At 72.9% G+C, this 20,384-nt stretch carries 17 protein-coding genes; 9 read left to right on the top strand and 8 right to left on the bottom strand.

Translation table 11 applies throughout. From position 1 onward, the window contains the following. Nucleotides 1-54 precede the first annotated feature (54 nt). On the top strand, nt 55-1,284 hold the full coding sequence (locus tag OG206_RS26010) for a type ISP restriction/modification enzyme (RefSeq protein WP_327120171.1): 1,230 nt from the start codon (nt 55-57) through the stop codon (nt 1,282-1,284). Nucleotides 1,285-1,324: 40 nt separating this feature from the next. Here OG206_RS26010 and OG206_RS26005 read toward each other — a convergent pair whose 3' ends face one another. Next, complete coding sequence (locus OG206_RS26005) at nt 1,325-2,035, bottom strand: TetR/AcrR family transcriptional regulator (RefSeq protein WP_327120169.1); 711 nt, start codon at nt 2,033-2,035, stop codon at nt 1,325-1,327. Between the two features lie 63 nt (nt 2,036-2,098). Between OG206_RS26005 and OG206_RS26000 the strand changes: the two genes are divergently transcribed. From OG206_RS26000 to OG206_RS25990, 3 genes are all read left to right on the top strand, one after another. Beyond that, nucleotides 2,099-3,067, top strand: coding sequence for an ATP-binding cassette domain-containing protein (locus tag OG206_RS26000; protein ID WP_327120167.1), 969 nt, complete (start codon nt 2,099-2,101; stop codon nt 3,065-3,067). 71 nt (nt 3,068-3,138) lie between these two features. Then, a complete protein-coding gene (locus tag OG206_RS25995; protein WP_327122408.1) occupies nt 3,139-3,891 on the top strand; it encodes an ABC transporter permease in 753 nt (250 codons plus the stop codon). A 34-nt stretch (nt 3,892-3,925) separates the two neighbouring features. Beyond that, nucleotides 3,926-5,158, top strand: a complete 1,233-nt coding sequence (locus OG206_RS25990) for a CaiB/BaiF CoA transferase family protein (RefSeq protein ID WP_327120165.1) — start codon at nt 3,926-3,928, stop codon at nt 5,156-5,158. 10 nt (nt 5,159-5,168) lie between these two features. Here the strand turns inward: OG206_RS25990 and OG206_RS25985 are convergent, their stop codons facing one another. Continuing rightward, nucleotides 5,169-5,432, bottom strand: coding sequence for a hypothetical protein (locus OG206_RS25985; RefSeq protein ID WP_078598324.1), 264 nt, complete (start codon nt 5,430-5,432; stop codon nt 5,169-5,171). Nucleotides 5,433-5,794: 362 nt separating this feature from the next. Further along, on the bottom strand, nt 5,795-6,601 hold the full coding sequence (locus tag OG206_RS25980; RefSeq protein WP_327120161.1) for an SGNH/GDSL hydrolase family protein: 807 nt from the start codon (nt 6,599-6,601) through the stop codon (nt 5,795-5,797). Between the two features lie 278 nt (nt 6,602-6,879). Between OG206_RS25980 and OG206_RS25975 the strand changes: the two genes are divergently transcribed. After that, a complete protein-coding gene (locus OG206_RS25975; protein ID WP_442805900.1) occupies nt 6,880-7,974 on the top strand; it encodes a DUF5925 domain-containing protein in 1,095 nt (364 codons plus the stop codon). A gap of 135 nt (nt 7,975-8,109) precedes the next feature. On the opposite strand, the gene OG206_RS25970 is transcribed toward OG206_RS25975, so the two are convergent. Continuing rightward, a complete protein-coding gene (locus OG206_RS25970; RefSeq protein ID WP_327120157.1) occupies nt 8,110-8,484 on the bottom strand; it encodes a GntR family transcriptional regulator in 375 nt (124 codons plus the stop codon). 92 nt (nt 8,485-8,576) lie between these two features. On the opposite strand from OG206_RS25970, the gene OG206_RS25965 reads away from it, so the two are divergent. Both OG206_RS25965 and OG206_RS25960 read left to right on the top strand, forming a co-directional pair. Next, nucleotides 8,577-9,497 carry a GNAT family N-acetyltransferase gene (locus OG206_RS25965; RefSeq protein ID WP_327120155.1) on the top strand — a complete coding sequence of 307 codons (921 nt, stop codon included), beginning with the start codon at nt 8,577-8,579 and terminating at the stop codon, nt 9,495-9,497. After that, nucleotides 9,478-9,978, top strand: coding sequence for a DUF402 domain-containing protein (locus tag OG206_RS25960; RefSeq protein ID WP_327120153.1), 501 nt, complete (start codon nt 9,478-9,480; stop codon nt 9,976-9,978). Before OG206_RS25965 ends, OG206_RS25960 begins: the two co-directional genes overlap by 20 nt. A gap of 69 nt (nt 9,979-10,047) precedes the next feature. Here OG206_RS25960 and OG206_RS25955 read toward each other — a convergent pair whose 3' ends face one another. Further along, nucleotides 10,048-11,526: a trifunctional class I SAM-dependent methyltransferase/NUDIX hydrolase/VOC family protein gene (locus OG206_RS25955; protein ID WP_327120151.1), complete on the bottom strand. Its 1,479-nt coding sequence runs from the start codon at nt 11,524-11,526 to the stop codon at nt 10,048-10,050. 265 nt (nt 11,527-11,791) lie between these two features. Here OG206_RS25955 and OG206_RS25950 point away from each other — a divergent pair, with 265 nt between their 5' ends. Both OG206_RS25950 and OG206_RS25945 read left to right on the top strand, forming a co-directional pair. Further along, complete coding sequence (locus tag OG206_RS25950) at nt 11,792-13,366, top strand: alkaline phosphatase D family protein (RefSeq protein WP_327120149.1); 1,575 nt, start codon at nt 11,792-11,794, stop codon at nt 13,364-13,366. Nucleotides 13,367-13,633: 267 nt separating this feature from the next. Beyond that, entirely contained in the window at nt 13,634-14,671 is a 1,038-nt protein-coding gene (locus OG206_RS25945) for a lytic polysaccharide monooxygenase auxiliary activity family 9 protein (protein ID WP_327120147.1), read from the top strand. 50 nt (nt 14,672-14,721) lie between these two features. Here OG206_RS25945 and OG206_RS25940 read toward each other — a convergent pair whose 3' ends face one another. The 3 genes from OG206_RS25940 to OG206_RS25930 form a co-directional block, all read right to left on the bottom strand. Further along, nucleotides 14,722-15,615, bottom strand: coding sequence for an esterase/lipase family protein (locus OG206_RS25940; RefSeq protein ID WP_327120145.1), 894 nt, complete (start codon nt 15,613-15,615; stop codon nt 14,722-14,724). A 166-nt stretch (nt 15,616-15,781) separates the two neighbouring features. Further along, entirely contained in the window at nt 15,782-16,780 is a 999-nt protein-coding gene (locus OG206_RS25935) for a DNA polymerase Y family protein (protein WP_327120143.1), read from the bottom strand. Beyond that, nucleotides 16,777-20,238 carry a DNA polymerase III subunit alpha gene (locus tag OG206_RS25930; RefSeq protein ID WP_327120141.1) on the bottom strand — a complete coding sequence of 1,154 codons (3,462 nt, stop codon included), beginning with the start codon at nt 20,236-20,238 and terminating at the stop codon, nt 16,777-16,779. The genes OG206_RS25935 and OG206_RS25930 overlap by 4 nt, the downstream gene beginning before the upstream one ends. Nucleotides 20,239-20,384: the final 146 nt, after the last annotated feature.

Raw genomic sequence — 20,384 nt, 5'->3', positions numbered from 1 at the left:
CCGGTCGTTACGATGCCGGGGGCGGCGGACGCGGCGACGGGGAAGGACGACACGGTGGCAGCACGGGTGGCGGCCGGAGCCGGCGGGGGCGACGGGCCCCCGCTGCTGGACGACCTCATGCCCTGGTCGGTGCGGCCCCTGAGAACGGGGCGCGCCTGGGTGACGGCCCCGGACGCGGCCTCGCTCCGGGCCCGATGGGATCTCCTGGTGGGGGCGAAGGGCGCCGAGCAGGAGCGCCTGTTCCGGTCAAGCCCCTCCCGTACCCCGCTGACCCCGGCCGCCGCGCTGCCGGGCCGGTCCACCGGCACGGGCGGCTTCGCCCGGGACCCGGGGCCCTATCCGGAGCCGGTACGGATTCTGCACGGCCCCTTCGACGAGCACTGGATGATCCCCGACCACCGGCTGCTCGACGCGGCCCGCCCCGAGCTGTGGCGGGTCGCCGACGCACACCAGCTGTTCGCCGTCGAGCACGGGTACGTGCCGCAGGGCGGCGGGCCCGCGCTGTCCGTGACGGCCTTGCTGCCCGACGGCCACTCACCGGCGGGCCGCCCCGGCCGGATCAGGCCGCTCTACCGGCGGCCGGGCGCGCAGGAACCCAATCTCGCACCGGGTCTGCCGGATCTTCTGCGCTCCCGGTACGGGGGCGCCGCCGGCGCGGAGTCCGTGCTCGCCTGGGTCCTGGCGGCCGCCCGTCCCTCCCCGTCCGGACCCGTCGTACCCCTGCCCGCGAGCGGGGACCTGTGGGAGGAGGGGGTGGCGCTGGGCCGGGAGGTACTGCGGGTGCAGCTGCGCGGGGCACACGGCGGTGGGCGCCCGCGGCTGCCGGGGGGCCGTCGCCCGTATGTGCGGGTGGCGATCCCTCCACGGCCCGAGGGACTGGACTACGACCGGGGGACCGGGACACTGGCCCTCGGCACCGGTCGCATCTCCCCCGTTCCCGCCGGCGCCTGGGAGTTCCGGGTGAACGGGGTGCGGGTGCTGGACCTCTGGTGGGATCGCCGCACCACACCGCCCGGGGCGGAGGGCCTGGCAGAACTGCGTCCGCCCGGCTGGCCGCAGGAGTGGACCTCCGACTTGCTGGAACTCATAACGGTCCTGGCCCTGCTCGACGAGCTGGCGCCCCAGCAGGAGGCGTTGAGGGACCGGCTCGACGGAGATCCGGGCCTGACGCGGGAGGGGCTGTGCGGGGCCGGCGTACTCCCCGCACCCAGGTCCTCGCGGCGGCCCGCCTCCGTGCTGGACCACCACGAGGAGGGTCCCGAAGGGCAGTTCGTGCTGCTGTGATCCCTCGGGCGGCGCAGCGGCTCCGGGCGGATGCCGGCGGCTACCTGTCGAACGAGTCCAGCACACGTTCGAGAGCCCGGTCGAAGACCCCTTCCAGGTCGATCGGTCCGGGGTCCTCGGCGAATCCGGCCGCCATGCGCGGATACTTGCCGGTCGCGATCCGGCCGATCAGATAGCGGGTGCGGATCTCCTGCTCCTGCGCCTCGGACCAGGGGAGCGAGCGGCTGCGTTCCGCCGTGGCGATCTCGTTGGACACGTAGGTCGTGACGACACCGTTGACCATGGCGATGAGTTCCATCTTCTCGCCGAACCGGGCGTCGAACCCGTCCAGACAGCTGAGCGCGTACTCGAGGTAGCGAAGTGAGTTCGGACTGAATCCGTAGACCGGGGACATCAGCCGGGGCACCCAGGTGTGACGGTGCATCATCGCTCGCGACTGGTGGGCGAGGGCCAGGATGTCGGCGCGCCAGTCGCCGGAGGGTTTCTCCGGCAGGTCGTAGCCGGCACTGACCGCGTCGAACATCAGCTCGTACAGGTCCTCCTTGCGCGGGACGTAGTTGTAGAGCGACATGGTGCCGCAGCCGAGCCCGGCGGCCACCTTGCGCATCGACACCGCGTCGAGGCCCTCCGCGTCGGCGATGCGGACGGCGGCGGCCGCGATGTCGGCACGGCTGAACGCAGGCTTGGGCCCACGCCCCGCACGCTCGGGGCGCGCCCAGATCACTTCGGGTACAGCGGGTCGCCCCACCATCGGTCATCACCTCTTCCACCATCGTAGTTACGTACACCGTACGTAGTGCGCTACGGTGGTCGCATGACAACTACGTACGCCGTACTTAGTGAAGGTCTGGAGAAGCGTTACGGAGACGTCCACGCACTGCGCGGGCTCGATCTCGCAGTCGCCGAGGGCACCGTCTGCGGTGTGCTGGGGCCGAACGGCGCGGGCAAGAGCACCGCCGTCCGGGTGCTGACCACACTGACCGAACCCGACGGCGGCAACGCCCGGGTCGCCGGTCACGACGTGGTCCGCGAGGCGGCGGCGGTGCGCGCGGCGATCGGCGTCACCGGACAGAACACCTCGATCGACGGCGAGCTCTCAGGACGGCAGAATCTGCGGCTCTTCGCGCGCCTGCTCCGCTTCCGGGGCGCGGCAGGCCACGCACGCGCCGAGGAACTGCTGGAGCGCTTCGGGCTGACCGGGTCCGCCGACCGCCCCGCCCGTACCTACTCCGGCGGCATGCGCCGCCGGCTGGACCTCGCGGCGGGCCTGCTCACCCGCCCGCAGGTGCTCTTCCTGGACGAGCCGACGACCGGGCTCGACCCGCACAGCCGCAACCAGATCTGGGTGGCCGTGCGCGAACTGGCGGGGCGGGGCACCACGGTCCTGCTCACCACCCAGTATCTGGAGGAGGCCGACCAGCTGGCGGACGACATCGTGCTGATCGACCGGGGCCGGGCCGCACACCGCGGCACCCCCGCCGAACTCAAGGCGCTCATCGGCGGTTACGCGGAGGTCGTCGTCGCCGACACCTCGGCGCTCGGAGCCGCGGCCGCGGTGCTCGACCAGTTGACCGGCACCGAACCGGTGCTCGACCACGAGCGCCGCACCGTCCGTGTCGTCGCGTCCGACCCGGCTCTGACCCTGCCGCGCATCGTTCGCGAACTGGACACGGCTGGCGTCCCCCTGATCGACGCGAGTCTGCGTGCACCCACCCTCGACGAGGCCTTCCTCCGGCTGACCGGCCGGGGGGACACCCACACGGTGAAGGAGCCTGCGGCGTGAACACGATCCTGGTCCCCGAGCGCAACCCGGCGCCCGCCACGGGCACCACCCTGGTCACCGACGGCCTGGCGATGACCGGCCGCCACCTGCAGAAGATCAAGGCCGCGCCCGGCGTCCTGATCCTGACCCAGACCATGCCGATCACCATGCTGCTGTTCTTCGGCTACGTCTTCGGCAGCGCGCTGGCGGTGCCGGGGCAGGAGTACCGCGCGTTCCTGGTGCCGGGGCTCCTGGCCGCGACGGCCGCCAACGGCCTCATGACCGGCATGTTCCAGGCGGCGCAGGACTGCCACCGGGGGGTGATGGACCGCTTCCGTACGCTGCCGATGAGCCGGGCCGCCGTGCCGCTCGGCTCCACCGCCGCCGAGGTGCTGACCAGCGCGGCCGGCCTGGTCCCCCTGATGCTCGTCGGACTCGCGGTGGGATGGCGCATCGAAGGCGGTGCGGCCGGGGCCGCGGGCGCGTTCGGACTGCTTCTGCTCTTCCGGTTCGGCACGTCCTGGGCGGGCTACTGGCTCGGCCTGCTGATCCGCGACGAGGAGGCGGCGGGCCAGCTCGGCAGCGCGACCTTCGTCCTTCCGCTGCTCTCCAGCGCGTACATCCCCACCGACGGCATGCCCGGGTGGCTGCGGACGATCGCCGAGTGGAATCCGATCAGCGCCCTGGCGGCGGCCACCCGCGACCTCTTCGGCAACGCGGCCCCGGCGGCCGGCGCCGCGTGGCCGTCCGCGCATCCCGTGGCCGGGACGCTGGCGTGGTCGGCGGTCCTGCTCGCGGTGTTCGTCCCGCTGACGGTGCGGCGGTACGCGCGGGACGGCGCGTGACAAAGGCGCCGCGCACACGGTAAGCACGCTGCCCATGAGCAGCACACAGCCCCTCCCCCTGGACGGCGTCACCGTGGTGGCCGTCGAGCAGGCCGTCGCCGCCCCCTTCGCGACCCGGCAGCTCGCGGACCTCGGCGCACGCGTCATCAAGATCGAGCGTCCGGACGGCGGCGACTTCGCGCGCGGTTACGACACGGCGGCGCGGGGGCTCGCCTCCCACTTCGTCTGGTGCAACCGCGGAAAGGAGTCCGTCGCGATCGACCTGAAGGATCCGCGTGGTCTGGACGTGGTGCGCCGGCTCGTCGCAGGCGCCGACGTGTTCGTGCAGAACCTGGCCCAGGGGGCGGCGGCGAGACTCGGCCTGGACGCGGCCTCGCTGTGCGCCGCGCACCCCCGGCTGGTGGCGGTCGACATCTCCGGCTACGGCGCCGACGGGCCGTACGCGCACAAACGGGCCTACGACATGCTCGTCCAGTGCGAAGCGGGCCTCGTGTCCGTGACCGGGACGCCGGAGCGGCCCGTCAAGGCGGGGGTCCCCGCCGCGGACATCGCCGCGGGGATGTACGCCTTCTCCGGCGTGCTCGCCGCGCTGCTGAGGCGCGCCACGACAGGACGCGGAGGCCCGGTGGAGATCTCCATGCTGGACTCGCTGGCCGAGTGGATGGGCCATCCTCTGCACCACGCGATGCACGGCGGCCCGGCCCCGGCCCGCACGGGGCTCGCACACGCGGTGATCGCACCGTACGACGCGTACACGACCGCCGACGGCGAACAGCTGCTGCTCTCCGTGCAGAACGACCGGGAGTGGCGCCGGCTCGCCGAACAGGTGCTGGAGCGGCCCGGTCTGGCCGACGATCCGGACTTCGCGACGAACGCCGCGCGGACGGCCAACCGGGAGCGGACGGACGCGGTCGTGGGCGGCGTGCTCGCGGGGCTGGCATGCGGGGAGGCGCTGGCGAGGCTGGACGCGGCGGGAATCGCCTGCGCCCGGCTGAACACCGTCGCGGACGTGGCCGCCCATCCTCAGCTGGCGGCGCGGGACCGATGGCGGGAGGTGGACACACCTGTCGGCGCGCTGCGGGCCCTGATTCCCCCGATCACACTGCCGGGCGGAGCGCCGGCTCCGATGGGTGCCGTACCGGCGCTGGGGGAACACACCGACGCAACGCTGCGGGCCCTGGGGATGACGGACGGGCAGACAGCAGCACTGCGCCGGGACGGAGTGATCGTGGACGCGACCCTGAGCGGAGGGCCGGACCGTTCGTGACAGCCGTCGGTCAGCGGCGGCTGCCGAAGAGCGAACGCCGCAGTCGCCGCAGCGGTGCGAAGAGCGAGACACGCGCGCTCCTGCTCCTGCGGGTGTGCGCCGCGTCGCGCGAGGTGAGCTCGAGCATCAGCAGCGTCGCCTCCGCGGACTCGCGCTGCGGAACGGCGGGGCCGCCCAGCACTGCGAGATGGCGGTCGAGGCGCGAACTGGTCGCACCGCTCCCACATGTGATGGCAGGCACACGCGGCCTGCTGCGCATCGTTATCTGTTCCATGTCACTCCCCACCCGTACGAGGGCACCCGGCCCGGGCAGGTTAACCCTATCGTCCCGCGACGACACTCGTGTATCCCGGCCGCAGGATTACATACCCGTGTACGGGTGTTGACGGGCCGTTACGGTAACCCAGCCGTTTGCGGCACGGGTTGGTCCGGCTCGGCGCGACTGTTTCCGTGCCCGGCCTGGGCACCCTCAGCGCCGAGGCCGGGCCGCGCGCACCCCGGGGGATGTGCGCCACGACTGTGGGAGACCCGGGGAGGGGCCCACGAGAGAGGGCCCCTCCCCGGGCGGGACGCGCGACCCGGTGCGGTGCGTGACCCGGTCACGCGGTCCCGGTGCGGCGCGCGGCCCGGTGCCGCTCAGTCCTTGGCGTTCAGGACGGGGAGGTAGCCGCCCGACTGGCCGGCGGCGGTGGGGTGGTAGGACTCGCCGATGTTGAGCCAGTTCACGCTGTGGAGCCATGCGCTGCCCGAGCAGATCTCGTGCCCGGTGAAGGTGGAGGAGACGTCACCGAAGGTGAAGCCGTGGTCGGCGGCACGCTTGGCGGTGGCGGCGTTGAGATAGTCGGAGGCGCCGTTGATGGCGGAGCGTTCCGCCTCGCTCAGTCCGGCGATGCAGCTGCCGCCGAGCTTGTAGAAGCGGGGATAGCCGAGGACGACGACGTGTGCGGAGGGCGCCTTGGCGCTGATGGCCGAGTACACGGCGTCCAGCTTGCCGGGGAGTGTCGAGTCGACGTACGCGCGAGCGGTGGCGATCCGGCTGAGGCATGTGGCCTCGGACTGCAGGACGCAGGTGGTCATGACATCGGCGAAGCCCGCGTCGTTGCCCCCGATGGAGATCGAGACGAGGTCGGTGGCGGAGCTGAGCGGCCCCAGCTGACCGGCGGTGACATCGCCGGTCCTGGCTCCCGAGCAGGCGGTGAAGGCGAACGACGCGGGGTTGTTGGCCGCCTTCCAGAGAGCCGGATAGGCGCGGGTGCTGCGCTTGCAGTCACCACTCGCGCTGTCGTAGCTGCCCGCGCCCACTCCCGACGAGTACGAGTCACCCAGGGCCACGTAGTCGACGGCCGCGGATTCCTTGGCCTGGGCGACGCCGGCACCGGTCAGAGCGAGAACGGTGCCGAGCAGGAGAGAGGACGAGAACGCCACGAGTCTGGACATTTTCATGGAACCTCCTTGGGCAGGATCTCTGCCTACTCCGTGGTAGCAGGACCCACCGCAACTTCGGAAGTGTCCATGCCAAAATGCTTCAACGGCACGTAGAACAAACATTTTTGACGGGTCGTCATATGAGTTCAGACATCCGGCACACCGAGGGGCAAACCCCACGCGGAGGGAGCGGCCGAGCGGCCTGCCCGCCGGGAGTCCCCCCACCTGCCCGGCGTGACCGGGCAGGTCACGAAACCTGGGTGCGCGGGCCGCCCCGGTGCCGGATCATGGGCGCCATGTCTGCCAACCCCGAGTCCGCTCTGCCGATCCGGCTCAACGTGGACGACAGCGATTCGCCGTCCGACGTCGTGGACGCGCTGTTCCTGGGCCGCTTCGCGACGGGCGAGCAGCCCTACTCGCACAGCTCATCCCTCGACCGCGTGAAGTCGGGGGCGACCCTGCTGCCCCCGACGGCCAAGGTGCTGCGGTCGGCCCGGGACGACGACCGCAGTGCGACGCTCGCCGAAGGCGACGGATGGACCGTCCTCGTCTCGCGGTGGAACCGTGGCGCCGACGTCACGGTGACCGCCGCGACGCCCGAGCTCGCCGAGAAGATCCTGTCCGAGGCGACCGACGGCGCGCAGGACGAGCCGGAGCCGCAGCCGGAGAACGTGACGATGGGCTTCTGGTACGTCTCCCCGCGCCGCGGCCCGCACCGCACCACCCGGCAGATCGCCGCGGGCACCTGGGACGAGGTGCGGCCCAACTACACGGCGCCGGTCGCCGCTGCCATGGACCGGCTGATGAAGGTCACCCCCGACGACATCTCCGGCCGCCTCCTGCTGCTGCACGGCCCGCCGGGCACCGGCAAGACCTCCGCGCTGCGCACGCTCGCGCGTTCCTGGCGGGAGTGGTGCCAGGTCGACTGCGTGCTGGATCCGGAGAGGCTGTTCAACGACGTCGGATACCTGATGGACATCGCGATCGGTGAGGACGACGGCTCGGCGAAGGGCCGGTGGCGTCTGCTGCTCCTGGAGGACTGCGACGAGCTGATCCGCGGCGAGGCGAAGCACACCGCCGGCCAGGCGCTGTCCCGGTTGCTGAACCTGACGGACGGTCTGCTGGGGCAGGGCCGCAACGTGCTCGTGGGCGTGACGACGAACGAGGACCTGGAACGGCTGCACCCCGCCGTCGTGCGGCCGGGCCGGTGCCTGGCCCGCATCGAGGTGAGCCCGCTGACCCGCCGGGAGTCGGTGTCGTGGCTGGGCACGGAGGAGGGACTCGGGAGGGAGGGCGCCACGCTCGCCGAGCTCTACGCGCTGCGCCGGGGCAGCGGCCCGGCGTCCGTGCCGAAGCAGGACGCCGGGGCGGACGCCGGGCTGTACCTCTGAGCGGGGGCCGCGGCCGAGGAGGCCGGCCCTCTCCGACGTGTCGGCGCCGCACCGGGTTCGCCGGTGTGCGTCCCGGACGCGGGAAGCGTGCGTGCCGGGGCGTGACCGCCCGATCAGAGGTCACCCGACAGGCTCTCAGCGTGCGTAGGCCGCCCGCACCGCGTCCGCGGCCCGGGTGAGCGCGTCGGCCTCCGACAGGCCGAGGCGGCGCGCCTGCTCCGCGTACTCCTGCGCAGCTGTCGCCGCGTGACGGGCCGCCGCGTCGCCCGCCGGGGCGACGAACGTCCCGTTGCGCCCACGGGTCTCGATCACCCCGTCGGACTCCAGCGCCCGGTACGCCTTGGCGACGGTGTTGGCGGCAAGGCCCAGCTCCCCGGCGAGGCCCCGCACGGTCGGGAGCCGGTAGCCCACGGGCAGGGTGCCGGAGCGGGCCTGTTCGGACAACTGGGCGCGCAGCTGCTCGTACGGGGCGGTGGCGGAGTCCGGATCAACGGCGATCTTCAGGGTCACGCGGCGATTCTCTCCCACCCCGGGTCCGTGCACCGGCCCCGCGACCGCAAATTCGGAGGCGGCCGGCCCGGTGTACCGCGTACGGTCCGGGCATGACGGTATCCGTGCGCGATTTCGTTCCTGCCGACGCCGAGGCCTGGGTACGGGTGCGCCGTGCCGCGTTGCCGTACATGGTGACCACGTCCGAGGGGGTCCTGAGCGACCTGGCGGCGTCCCGTCCGGACCGGCGTCTCCGGCTGCTGGTCGCCGAGGAGGACGGCGAGCTGATCGGCACCGCCCAGGTCGGCATCGCCCACGAGAGCCCGACTCCGGGCCAGGGTTTCTGCAATCCGTACGTCCGTCCGGACCGGCTGGGGCGGGGCGCGGGGTCGCTGCTGCTGAGAACCGCCGAGGAACATCTCACCGCTGCGGGCGCGACCGATGTCTACTCCTGGGTGCTCGACGAGCCGGCCAACCGCGCCTTCGCCGAGAAGCGCGGGTACGAGGCGCGCCGGTCGGCTCACTTCCTGCGCCTCGACCTGGCAGGCGGCTCGCTGCCGCCGCTCCCGGAGCTGCCCGCCGGGGTCGAGTTGCTGAGCGGCGCCGACTTCGAGGATGATCCGCGCCCGCTGTTCGAGGCGGACGCGGAGACCACCGCGGACGAACCGAGCGACGTCACCTCGGAGTTCACCGACTACGAGGACTGGCTCGCCACGACCTGGCGGCGGCCCGGCTTCGACCACGTGCTCACCACGGTCGTGACGGTCGACGGAGAAGTCGCGGCGTTCAGCGCGGCGCAGACCGACGGGCTGACCCGCTACTGGTCGGCCATGACGGGCACCCGGCGTGCCTTCCGCGGCCGGGGGCTCGCGAAGCTCGCCAAGAACGACTCGCTGCACCGGTCGCGGGCCGCCGGCTACACGGACGCGTACACGGGCAACGACGCCGGCAACGGTCCGATGCTGGCGGTCAACCGGTGGTTCGGCTACGAGGTCTGCGCGACGGAGGTGCGTCATGTCCGCAGCATCGGCTGACCCCGCGGCGGCCCTGACGGTGGCTCTGGTCAAGGCGGGCCGCACCAAGATCCGGTATCCGGCGCGGCGGATCCGGGACGACGGGACCCGGATCACGGTCCGGGCACCGTGGGCGGCCCCGGGGGTCCGGGACTTCGGCTTCGTACGCTTCGAGCCGGGGGACGTCTTCACCGAGCACTACTGGCGCGACAGGTGGTACGCGGTCAAGGAGGTGCGCACCGGCGGCGGGGAACTCAAGGGCTGGTACTGCGACGTCACCAGGCCCGCCGTGCTGCGGGGCGCCGAGCTCGTGGTCGAGGACCTGGACCTCGACCTGTGGGTGTCCGCGGACGGATCCACCGTGCTCCGGCTGGACGAGGACGAGTTCGAGGAGAGCGGTCTCGCCGGCCGGGACCCGGGGGCGGCCGGCGCGGCCGTCCGGGCTCTGGACGAGCTGGAACACCTGGCCCGCACCGGGGGTCTGGCGGGTCTCCTCGGCTGAGGGCTGTCCACGGGTCCGGGGCGGGCGCCCACCGGTGGAGACGGCGCCTCACGGCCTTCCGCGCACAGGTCAGGGCGCCACCAGCTCCACCTCGTACCCCGCCGCGTTCTCCAGGTACGCCGCACGGTGCCCGCCGCCTCCGGTGCCCGCGGGGCCGCCCGGGGGGAGCGGTCGCCAGCCGTGCTCGGGGGCGCGGCGGACCAGCGCGTCGAGCGTCTCACGGTCCCGGACATGGAACGCCAGGTGGTTGAGGCCGGGGCGCAGCCTCTCGTGCGTGTCACCGGCCAGGTCGGGTGACTGTTCGACCACCACGTAACTGTCGCCGCGCCGCCAGCTGCGGCCCCGTGACCAGCGCTGGTACGGGACGTGGCCCAGCTCCCCCAGCAGCCATCCCCAGTCCGACTCGGCCTCCGCCAGGTCGGGCACCCACAGCTCGATGTGATGGATCCCGCCGGTGGGGGCAGCCGTCGCGGGCAGCGGGACGGCACGCCGGGCCCCCTCCGGTGCGTACGCCACCGGGTCACCGTCCTCGTGCCAGTGGATGAGGAAGCGTTCCCCGGCGCGGTAACCGTCGAGTCCCGCGCGGCAGTACGCGACCATGTCGTCCGGCAGCGCGTCCAGCGGGAACCAGGCGAGTTCGGAGCACTTCTCCGGCTCGGCGTTGCGGGGCGGGCGCGCGGGGTCGTACTGCGCCTCGAAGAACCAGCCCATCCGCGGATTCCCGCCCGGACCCTTGTGCTGCATGACCAGCGCCGTCCGGAGTTCGTCCAGGTCCAGGACGACACCGATCTCCTCCGCCGTCTCCCGGATCACCGCCTCCCGGACGTCCTCGCCGTCCTCGGCGTGGCCGGAGGGGGCGTGCAGCAGGCCGTCGGCGTATCCCGTGCCGGCCCGCCGCGCGAGCAGGACGTCCGGGCCCCTGCGCAGGATCAGGTGGACGTCGACGACCTCGCGGTGCCGGCGGGGCGGTTCGAGGCGGGCCACCAGGGCGTACCGCTCGTCGTCGACCTCCTTGCCCCAGAGCCGGGCGTCGCCGGCGAGGGGCTCGTGGTGGACGTTCTCGGTGTGACGGCCGAGCAGCGCGGCGAGCCGGCCGGCGGAGAGGCCCACTCCGCCCCACACCCCTTCGATCAGCACCAGCCGCCCGCCCGGCCGCAGCAGCGAGACCCAGTGCCGCAGGGCCGCGTCGGGATCCGGCATCAGCCAGACCACGTGGCGGGCGAGGATCACGTCGAAGCGCCGGTTGCCGACCGGGGGGAGTCCCGCGTCCCCGACCAGGACCTCGCTGCCGGTGCCGGCCAGCTTCGCCCGCGCCTGCTCCACCATGCGTGTCGACCGGTCGACGGCGGTCACCCGGTGGCCCTGCCCCGCGACGAGGAGGGCAAGACTGCCCGTGCCGCATCCGAGGTCGAGGACCTCGGAGCGCATGGTGGGCAGCCAGGTCTCCATCCGCTGTGCCCAGGCACTGCGGACCACCGGGTCCAGAAGCCCGTGGTCGGGTTCCTCGTCGAAGGAGTCGGCGGCGGCGTCCCAGTCGATCGTGGTCATGGGGACCATCCTGTCAGCCGCCACCGACAGTCCGCCGCACCCGATTTCCGTCCGGCACCTTCCTCACCAGGGGGCGCACCAGGATCAGTGCGGCCGACGGGGGGTGCGCCGCGGGGGAGACGCGGGGCCGGCCGGGCCGGGCACCCGGCGGTTATAGCTGCGGTGTTCACGTATCGCTCGGCCACCGGCCATCCGCCGCGTGCGAGCACGACATCAACTCCCGGCAGTGTGTCCCAGGTTGGCGCAGATCGACCGAGGAGGACCCGTGGTCGCACCATCCGTGTCCCGCAGGCAGATGTTCGGATACGGCGGCGCGGCAGCCGCCGCGCTGATGCTCGGGACGGGGGCGTGGGAGGCACAGTCCGCGTTCGCCGCGCCCCCGCTGAAGGGGGACCCGTTCACCCTGGGGGTCGCCTCGGGCGACCCCACGTCGGACGGCTTCGTGCTGTGGACGCGTCTGGCTCCCGACCCCTTCGCCCAGGACGGTCTCGGCGGCATGCCCGCCACGCGGGTCCGCGTCCAGTACGAGGTGGCGCTCGACGAGCTCTTCCGCCGGGTCGTACGCCGCGGCAGCGTCGTCGCGAGCCCCGAACTGGCCCACTCCGTCCACCCCGAGGTGCACGGGCTCGCCCCCGACCGCACCTACTGGTTCCGCTTCAGGGCCGGCTCCTCGGTCTCCCCCGTGGGGCGCACGCGCACCACCCCCGCCCCCTCCGCCTCACCGCGCGAGCTGAAGTTCGCCTTCGCTTCCTGCCAGGCCTGGCAGGACGGCTACTTCACGGCGTACCACCACATGGCGCAGGAGGACCTCGACCTGGTGGTGCACCTCGGCGACTACCTCTACGAGCACGGGGTCCGCACGAACAAGCGTGGCGTGGTCACCGACCCGAAGTTCCACACGGAGACCCTCGACCTCGCCCGTTACCGCCTCCAGTACGGCCTCTACAAGTCCGAGGCCCCGCTGCGCGAGGCGCACGCCGCCTTCCCGTGGATCATGACGTTCGACGACCACGAGGTGGAGAACAACTGGGCGGACGAGACCTCGGAGAACGACGAGGACCCCGCGACGTTCCTGCTGCGCCGCGCCGCCGCGTTCCAGGCGCTGTACGAGCACGCGCCGCTGCGCCGGGCGCAGTTGCCGAAGGGTCCCGACGTACAGATGTACCGGCGGCTCCCCTACGGCCGGCTCGCAGACTTCACGATGCTGGACACCCGGCAGTACCGGGACGACCAGGCGTGCGGCGACGGCTCCTCGGCCGACTGCGCGGAGCGCTTCGACAGGCACCGCACCCTGCTGGGCCCCCGCCAGCGGGCCTGGGTCCTGGCCGGCTTCAGCCGCTCGCCCGCTCGCTGGCAGATCCTCGGCAACCAGGCGCCGATGGGCCAGACCGACCAGGACCCGGGCCCCGGCACGACGGTCTGGACCGACCCGTGGGACGGTTACGTCGCCGAACGCAACCGTCTCCTGGCACACGCGGACAACCGGGGCGTGCGCAACCTCGTCGTCATCACGGGCGACCGGCACCAGAACTACGCGTGGGACCTGAAGCGCGACTACTCCGATCCGGAGTCGCGGACCGTGGGTTCGGAGTTCGTGGGGACGTCGATCACCAGTGGCGGCGACGGCGCCGACATGACACCCCAGGGCGAGACGTTCCTCGCGGCGAATCCGCACATGAAGTTCTTCAACAACCAGCGCGGCTACGTCCGCGTGACGGTCGAGCCCGACCGCTGGACGAGCGACTTCCGGGTCCTGCCCTTCGTGACGAAGCCGGACGCGCCGATCAGCACGCGCGCGAGCGTCGTGGTGGAGGACGGCACACCGGGGGTACAGGTCTGATCTGCCGTCACCGCGTCGGCACCGTGCCGGGATCGCGGGTACGGTGCCGGCCGGTGCCGGCGACCGGATGCAGCCTCCGGTCCGGGCGCGGCCACCGCGGAACCGAGCGCCACGACTCGGCCTCGGCCCCTGTACCTGAGCCCTCCCCTAACCATCCCTTAAGCCCGCCATAACGATCTCCACCTGCGGCTTTCCACACCCGGATCCGCCCCCGGCGGCGGCTAGTTTGCTGATCACCCAGCCGTGCCCGCCGAAGGAGAACACCCCATGGCCGCCATCACCACCGCCCGCCGCAAGGCCGCCGGGACCGTCGTCGCGCTCGGCGTCGTTCCGCTCGCGCTGACCGTGCTCGTCGCCGCTCCGGCCGCCGCCCACGGTTCGCTGACCGATCCGGTCAGCCGGGTCTCGGCCTGTTTCGCGGAGGGACCGGAGAACCCGCGATCGGCGGCGTGCCAGGCGGCGGTGGCGGCGGGTGGCACCCAGGCGCTGTACGACTGGAACGGTGTGAACATCGCCAACGCGGCGGGCAATCACCGGGGGCTGATTCCGGACGGCGAGCTCTGCAGCGCGGGCAACGACAAGTTCAAGGGGCTCGACCTGCCGCGCACGGACTGGCCGTCCACGCAAATGGAGGCGGGCACGCACACCTTCCGCTTCCGGGCCACCGCGCCGCACAAGGGCTCGTTCGAGCTGTACCTGACCAAGGCGGGCTACGACCCGACGCAGCCCCTGAAGTGGTCGGACCTGCGGGAGAAGCCGTTCGCCGAGGCGACGGACCCGGCGCTGGTGGACGGGTCGTACGTCTTCGAGGGCACCGTCCCGCAGGCGTCCGGACGGCAGTTGGTCTACACGGTCTGGCAGCGCTCGGACTCGCCCGAGGCCTTCTACGCCTGTTCCGACGTGGTCTTCGGGGGCGGGAGCGGCGGCTCGGGCGACGCGGTCGAGGCCGCCCCGGCGCCGGCCGCGTCCGCCCCGTCCGAGACGGACATCGACGAGGGAGCGGACAAGTCGTCGGTCGAGCACAACGGCCATGGTGACGACGACGCGGCGACCGGCGCGGAGGTCACGAAGGCCGCTCCGGCAGCCGGAACCACCGGAACCGGGGGCGACTCCGAAGCCGCTGCGAACGCTCCGGGGCCCAACAGTGCGGCGGCTCCCTCCGGGGGTGACGTCCTCGCCGAGACGGGCGGCGGCGCCGCCACCTCGTACCTCACGGTCGGCGGGGCTGCCGCGCTGGCACTCGGGGCGAGCGCCCTCTTCGTCTCCGTACGCCGGCGGGCCGCCGGCGGCGCCCACCGGCGCTGACCGCGCGTCGAACGGCTGCCGGACCCCGGTGCGGGGTCCGGCAGCGCGTCTCAGCCGATGACCGAGGCGCAGGTCGTCGGTGTGGCGTACGCGGGGTCGAGGGCGTTCTCGACCTCGTGGAAGGCGATCCGGTCGATGGTGCCGATCGCGACGTGCTCGGAGAGGTCGACCGGGCACAGGTCCTGGAGCAGGACGTTGCGCACGTTCGGACCGCTCAGGTACTGCGTGCGGTACGGCGTCACGACCTCGTCGTACCTGGTCGCGATGACGGTGTAGCGGACTCCGGGCACGGTGTCGCCGCCCGCGTTGAGCTTGGTGAGGAAGGCGGAACCGGCTACCTGGTCGGCGAGGCCGGGGGTGTTCATGGTGAGGAGGTCCTCGATGCCGGGGAAGTACGGCAGCAGCCGCGTGAGGCCGAGGAGCGTGGTGCCGTGGTTGTCGGGGGCTATCCCGACGAGGGCGTTCACCTTGGCGGCGCCGCCGAGGAACTTCAGGTAGTAGTTGGGCATCATGCCGCCCTGGGAGTGGCCGACGAGGTCGGCCTTGGCGGCGCCGGTGGCACCGAGGACCTTGTCGACGAACACGTCCAGCTGACCGGCCGACTCGTCGATCGGGCCGAGTCCGTTGAAGAACGGCACGCCGGGGAGCTGCCCGTAGTCGAGCGAGAAGACGCAGTAGCCCCGGTTGACCAGGTACGGCGCCAGGACGAGCCAGTTGTCGACCGAGTTCCCGAAGGTTCCGTGGACGAGGACGACGGGGCGGGGGTGGGCGGCGGAGGGCTTGCAGGAGTAGTCGTTCCAGCCGCGGGAGGGTGCGGCGGCACCCTTGGTGGCCGCGCCGGCGGTCGCCGTGGGGGCGGCGACGAACGCGGTGAGGGCGAGGATCAGGGCGGTGAGGGTGCGGCGTACGCGTGGGGAGCGCTGGGGGCGGGTCCAGGGCAGCATCGGGTGGTCTCCTTGCGGCTCAAGGGAGGTGCGATGTCGGTGCGCCCTGCGGCCCGGACCACAGTGAACTGCGAGTTCTACGTGCTCATGCCAAATTACGCATGAGTAAGGTGGCGGGGGAAGTTACGCGTCGGTAAAAAAACCCCGGACGCCGGCCGGCACGGGATCAGGCCGCGAGCCGCCCCGGCTTCACGGCCTGCGGGCCGAACCTGGCGCGCAGCCGGTCGGACACCGCCTCGATCCGCCGCGCGCGTTCGTCCACCGGGTCGAAACTGAGCTGACGGGAGGCCCGTTCGGTGTCGTGCAGCCCTTCCGCCCGCAGCCCGATACCCCGTACCCGCGCCCGCTGCAGGGCGAAGGAGTCCTGGATGCGGTACGCGAGCGAGGTGAGCGCCGCCGAGTGCGCGGTGGGTTCCTGGAGCGTACGGCTGCGGGTGAGCGTCGAGTATCCGCTCCGGTCGGCGTAGCGCACCGAGACCGCGAGCGAGCGGCACACCTGCCCGTCGCCCCGCAGCCTGCCGCCCAGCTCCTCGGTGAGCGAGAGGAGTGCGCGCCGGTGCTGCTCCGGGTCCAGTTCGTCGCGGGGGAAGGTGCGTTCGGCGGCGACGGACCGGGCCGCGGCGTTGGGTACGACCCGCGTACGGTCGATGCCGTTGGCCCGCTCCCACAGTTCGCGCCCGGCCCGCACCCCGGTGATCCGCTGGAGGGTGGCGAGCGGCGCCGCGGCGGTCCGGCCGATGGAGTCGAGTCCGTATCCGCACAGGGTGCGCGCGGTCGCCGCCCCGACACCGTCCAGGGCGGCGACGGGCAGGGGCGCGAGGAAGCCGGCGGCCTCACCGGGCGGCACCACGAGGGTCGTTCCGGCCGTCGCCAGACGCGCGGCCATCCGGGCCAGCATGGGGTTGACGGCCGCCCCGATCGCACAGTCCACCCCGTGCAGGGCGAGGGCGCGCACCCGGATCACCGAGGCCAGGCCCACCGCGTCCTGCCCGAAGTAGCGGAGCGCCCCGCCGATGTCGGCGAGCGCCGCACGGGGCGGGGCCGCCTCGACGACCGGGGTGAACGCCCCGAGAAGGGCGAGCAGCCCTTCGTAGTCCGCGCTGTCCGGCGGTCCTCCGCCGATCCGGCGGAACCGCAGGTACAGGACGGCCGGTTCCTCGCTCATCCCGCGCTCCCGGGGCTCCGGTGCCACAGCTTCCTCCCGGTGGGCGTTCCCTCACCGGCCGGCTGGAGGTCGGCCCAGGGGTTCATCTCGTAGCCGGTGGACATCTGGATGCGGCGGCCGGGCCCGGCGCTCTCCTCGCCCTCCTCTGCGCCGGGCACCTCGGCGAGCCGTGCGGCGACCGCGTCGAGGCCGCCGGTGCGGCGCAGTTCGGCCAGCTCCGCCAGATTCCAGGCCGCCGACCCGACCACGCTCATGCTGCGGGGGCCCCGCCGCTGGACCACCCCGCGCACCAGCAGCAGCCAGGAGTGGAAGACGGTGTGCGCGCAGGCGGCGTGGCTGTCGTCGAAGAAGGCCAGGTCGACCAGGCCCGTACCGTCGTCCAGGGTGGTGAAGATGACCCGGCGACCGGAGCGGACCGGCGGGGTCTGGGTGGCCGCCTTGGCGCCCGCGACCAGCACGGTCTCCCCGTGCCTGGCCTCCCGCAGCCGCTTGGCGGAGACCGCGCCCAGCTCTTCGAGGAAGGCGTGGTGATCGCCCATCAGATGGCGCGAGACATCCATGCTCAGCACACCGAGTTCGGCGCTGAGACGTTCGGCGTCGTTGAGGTCGGGCAGCCCGATGCTGCCGGTCCTGTGTCCGCCGCCGAGCGGGAGCTGGGCTCCCGCCGAGCCGGAGCCGGAGCTCCGCTGGGCACGGTGGAGCTCGGACAGGTGCAGCAGCAGATCCCGCCGGTTGGTGCCGAAGGCGTCCAGCGCGCCGACCTGCGCGAGGCGTTCGGCGGCGGGCTTCCCGGGCCTGGCCCGCTGCCAGAAGTCCAGCAGCGACGCGTAGGGCTGCCCGGCCTCGATCCGGGCGACCTCGGCCTCGCTGATGCCATGGACGTCCGAGAGCGCCAGCCGCAATCCCCATTTTTCGTCATTGTCGCCAGACACCAGTTCGATCCGATGGGCGGCTGCCGACCGGTTCACGTCCAGCGGCAGCACGGGGACCCCGCGCCGTCGCGCGTCCGCGAGCAGCAGGCGCTTCGGGTACATCCCCGGATCGTGCGTGAGCAGCCCCGCGTAGAAGGCCGCCGGATGGTGCGCCTTGAGCCAGGCCGACTGGTACGTCGGCACGGCGAAGGCGACCGCGTGCGCCTTGCAGAAGCCGTAGCTGCCGAACGCCTCGATGATCTCCCAGGCACGGGCGATCACCTCGGCGGCGTACTTCCGCTCCGCCGCCCGCCCCGCGAACCAGACCCTGATCCGGTCCTGCGACCCGGGGTCGGAGAGCCCGCGCCGCACCCGGTCGGCCTCGCCCCGGCCGCAGCCGGTCATGATGTCCACCATCTCGATGATCTGTTCGTGGAAGACGACCACGCCGTAGGTGTCGCGGAGCGCGCCCTCCAGGTCGGGATGCGGGTAGCGCACGGGCGCGCGCCCGTGCCTGGCCTCGATGAACGGCCGCACCATGTCGGCGGCGACCGGGCCCGGCCGGAACAGTGAGATGTCCACCACCAGGTCGTGGAAGGTGGCGGGCTGGAGCCGGCCGACCAGATCGCGCTGGCCGGGCGACTCGATCTGGAAGCAGCCCAGCGTCTCGGCGCTCCTGATCAGCCGGTACGTCTCCGGGTCGCCCTGCGGCACGGCGTCCAGGTCGACCTCCCGCCCCGAGGCCCGCCTGACCTCGGTCACCGCGTGCGCCATCGCCGACTGCATCCGTACGCCGAGCACGTCGAGCTTGAGCAGCCCGAGGTGCTCCACGTCGTCCTTGTCGAACTGCGCCATCGGGAAGCCCTCACCGCTGGTGGGCATGACGGGCGTGCGCCGCAGCAGCGAGTCGTCGGAGAGGAGCACCCCGCACGGGTGCATGGCGATACCGCGCGGCAGCGCGTCCAGCGCCTCCACCAGTTCCCAGAGCCGGCCGTACCTCTCCTTCTGCCCGGCAACCGCGCGCAGTTCGGGCAGTTCCTCCATCGCGGCGCGGGCGTCCCTGGCCCGGATGTGCGGGAAGGCCTTGGCGAGCCGGTCGGTCTCGGCCGGGTCCATGGAGAGCGCGGCACCCACGTCGCGGATGGCGTGGCGCACCCGGTAGGTCTCGGGCATGGAGACGGTCGCGACCCGCTGGACGCCGAAGCGGTCGATGATCGCACGGTAGACGTCGAGCCGCCGGGCCGATTCCACGTCGATGTCGATGTCGGGCAGCACGAAGCGCCGCTTGGACAGGAAGCGCTCCATGAGCAGCCCGTGTTCGAGCGGGTCGGCGTCGGCGATCCCGAGCAGGTGGTTGACCAGGGAGCCCGCGCCGGAGCCGCGCGCGGCGACCCGTATCCCCATCCCCTTCACGTCGTCGACTACCTGAGCCACCGTCAGGAAGTAGGAGGCGAAGCCGTGGTGGGCGATGATGTCCAGTTCGTGGTGCATCCGCTCCCAGTGGTCGCGCCTGCGGTCGTAGCCGCGCCGCACCATGCCGGCGGCGGCGCGGGAGGCCAGTACCCGCTGGGCGGTGCGCAGCCCCGCACCGACGAGGTGCGGCTCCGGGAAGTGCACGCCGCCCAGCCCCAGGTCGTCCGCCGGACCGACGCGGCAGGCTTCGGCGGTCTCCCGGGTCTCCGCGAGCAGCCGCTCCCCCGCGTCCCGTCCCAGCCCGGCGGCGGTGACGATCCGCCCGGCGGTCTCCCGCATCGCACGGGCGTCCTTGAGCCAGCGCTCCCCGCTGTCGAGGGGGGCACGCCGCGGGTCGACGGGGACGAGCCTGCGGGCGGAGTCGAGCACGTCGGCGACCGGGCCCTGCCCGGGGTCGGCGTACCGGACGGCGTTGGTCAGCACCGCCCGCACCCCCTGCTCGGCGGCGAACCCGACGGTGCGCGCGGCGAGCCGCAGCGAGCCGGGCCCGGTGCCCTCGCGGCCGTGGTGGACGGCTTCGAGACGCAGGGCGTCTCCGTAGATCTCCCGCCAGGGGGCGAGCAGCGCGGCGGCACGGTCGGGGCGGCCGGCGGCCAGCGCCGCTCCGACCTCGGAGGCGGGGCCGAGCAGCACGGTGAGCCCTTCGGCGGGCAGCGCGGACCGGGCGAGCAGTGGCTGCCCGGTGTCCGGGGTGCCCGCCTCCGGGGCATGGGCGGCGGTGACCAGCCGGCACAGTCCGGCCCAGCCGAGTGCGCCGTCCCGGGCGAGGAAGGTGACCCGGGGTGCGGATTCGTCGACGAAGGAACCTCCCCGGGCCGGTGTACGCGTCCGGTGGGCGCGCCCCTCCCCCTCCGCCTGCCGTGCCACCGCGAGCTCGGCCCCGAAGAGCGGGCGTATCCCGGCCTTCTCGCAGGCCCTGGCGAAGCGGACCGCGCCCGCGAGACTGTCGCGGTCGGTCAGCGCGAGGGCGCCCATCCCCCGCTCGGCGGCGCGCTCGGCCAGCCGCTCCGGATGCGACGCCCCGTACCGCAGGGAGAACCCGGAAACGGTATGCAGATGCGTGAACCCGGGCATCCGCACCTCCTGGACCGATCTGTACTCGCCACCCCCTCGCTCTCCACCATAGACCAAGTTTCGAACGTTCGTACGATAACCGAGGGCGCGGCCACTCGGCGGCCACTCATCCGCCATTCGGCCCGGCCCCGCCTGCGCGGACGCCG

The sequence above is a fragment of the Streptomyces sp. NBC_01341 genome (assembly GCF_035946055.1).
GTDB lineage: Bacteria > Actinomycetota > Actinomycetes > Streptomycetales > Streptomycetaceae > Streptomyces.
This window is presented reverse-complemented; position numbering and strand designations above follow the sequence as displayed.

What these genes read in the sequence shown, in the direction of transcription:
- OG206_RS26005 (WP_327120169.1), bottom strand. Translation starts at nt 2,035, where the DNA reads ATGGTGGGGCGACCCGCTGTACCCGAAGTGATCTGGGCGCGCCCCGAG.
- OG206_RS26000 (WP_327120167.1), top strand. Translation starts at nt 2,099, where the DNA reads ATGACAACTACGTACGCCGTACTTAGTGAAGGTCTGGAGAAGCGTTAC.
- OG206_RS25995 (WP_327122408.1), top strand. Translation starts at nt 3,139, where the DNA reads ATGACCGGCCGCCACCTGCAGAAGATCAAGGCCGCGCCCGGCGTCCTG.
- OG206_RS25990 (WP_327120165.1), top strand. Translation starts at nt 3,926, where the DNA reads ATGAGCAGCACACAGCCCCTCCCCCTGGACGGCGTCACCGTGGTGGCC.
- OG206_RS25985 (WP_078598324.1), bottom strand. Translation starts at nt 5,432, where the DNA reads ATGGAACAGATAACGATGCGCAGCAGGCCGCGTGTGCCTGCCATCACA.
- OG206_RS25980 (WP_327120161.1), bottom strand. Translation starts at nt 6,601, where the DNA reads ATGAAAATGTCCAGACTCGTGGCGTTCTCGTCCTCTCTCCTGCTCGGC.
- OG206_RS25975 (WP_442805900.1), top strand. Translation starts at nt 6,880, where the DNA reads ATGTCTGCCAACCCCGAGTCCGCTCTGCCGATCCGGCTCAACGTGGAC.
- OG206_RS25965 (WP_327120155.1), top strand. Translation starts at nt 8,577, where the DNA reads ATGACGGTATCCGTGCGCGATTTCGTTCCTGCCGACGCCGAGGCCTGG.
- OG206_RS25960 (WP_327120153.1), top strand. Translation starts at nt 9,478, where the DNA reads ATGTCCGCAGCATCGGCTGACCCCGCGGCGGCCCTGACGGTGGCTCTG.
- OG206_RS25955 (WP_327120151.1), bottom strand. Translation starts at nt 11,526, where the DNA reads ATGACCACGATCGACTGGGACGCCGCCGCCGACTCCTTCGACGAGGAA.
- OG206_RS25945 (WP_327120147.1), top strand. Translation starts at nt 13,634, where the DNA reads ATGGCCGCCATCACCACCGCCCGCCGCAAGGCCGCCGGGACCGTCGTC.
- OG206_RS25940 (WP_327120145.1), bottom strand. Translation starts at nt 15,615, where the DNA reads ATGCTGCCCTGGACCCGCCCCCAGCGCTCCCCACGCGTACGCCGCACC.
- OG206_RS25935 (WP_327120143.1), bottom strand. Translation starts at nt 16,780, where the DNA reads ATGAGCGAGGAACCGGCCGTCCTGTACCTGCGGTTCCGCCGGATCGGC.
- OG206_RS25930 (WP_327120141.1), bottom strand. Translation starts at nt 20,238, where the DNA reads ATGCCCGGGTTCACGCATCTGCATACCGTTTCCGGGTTCTCCCTGCGG.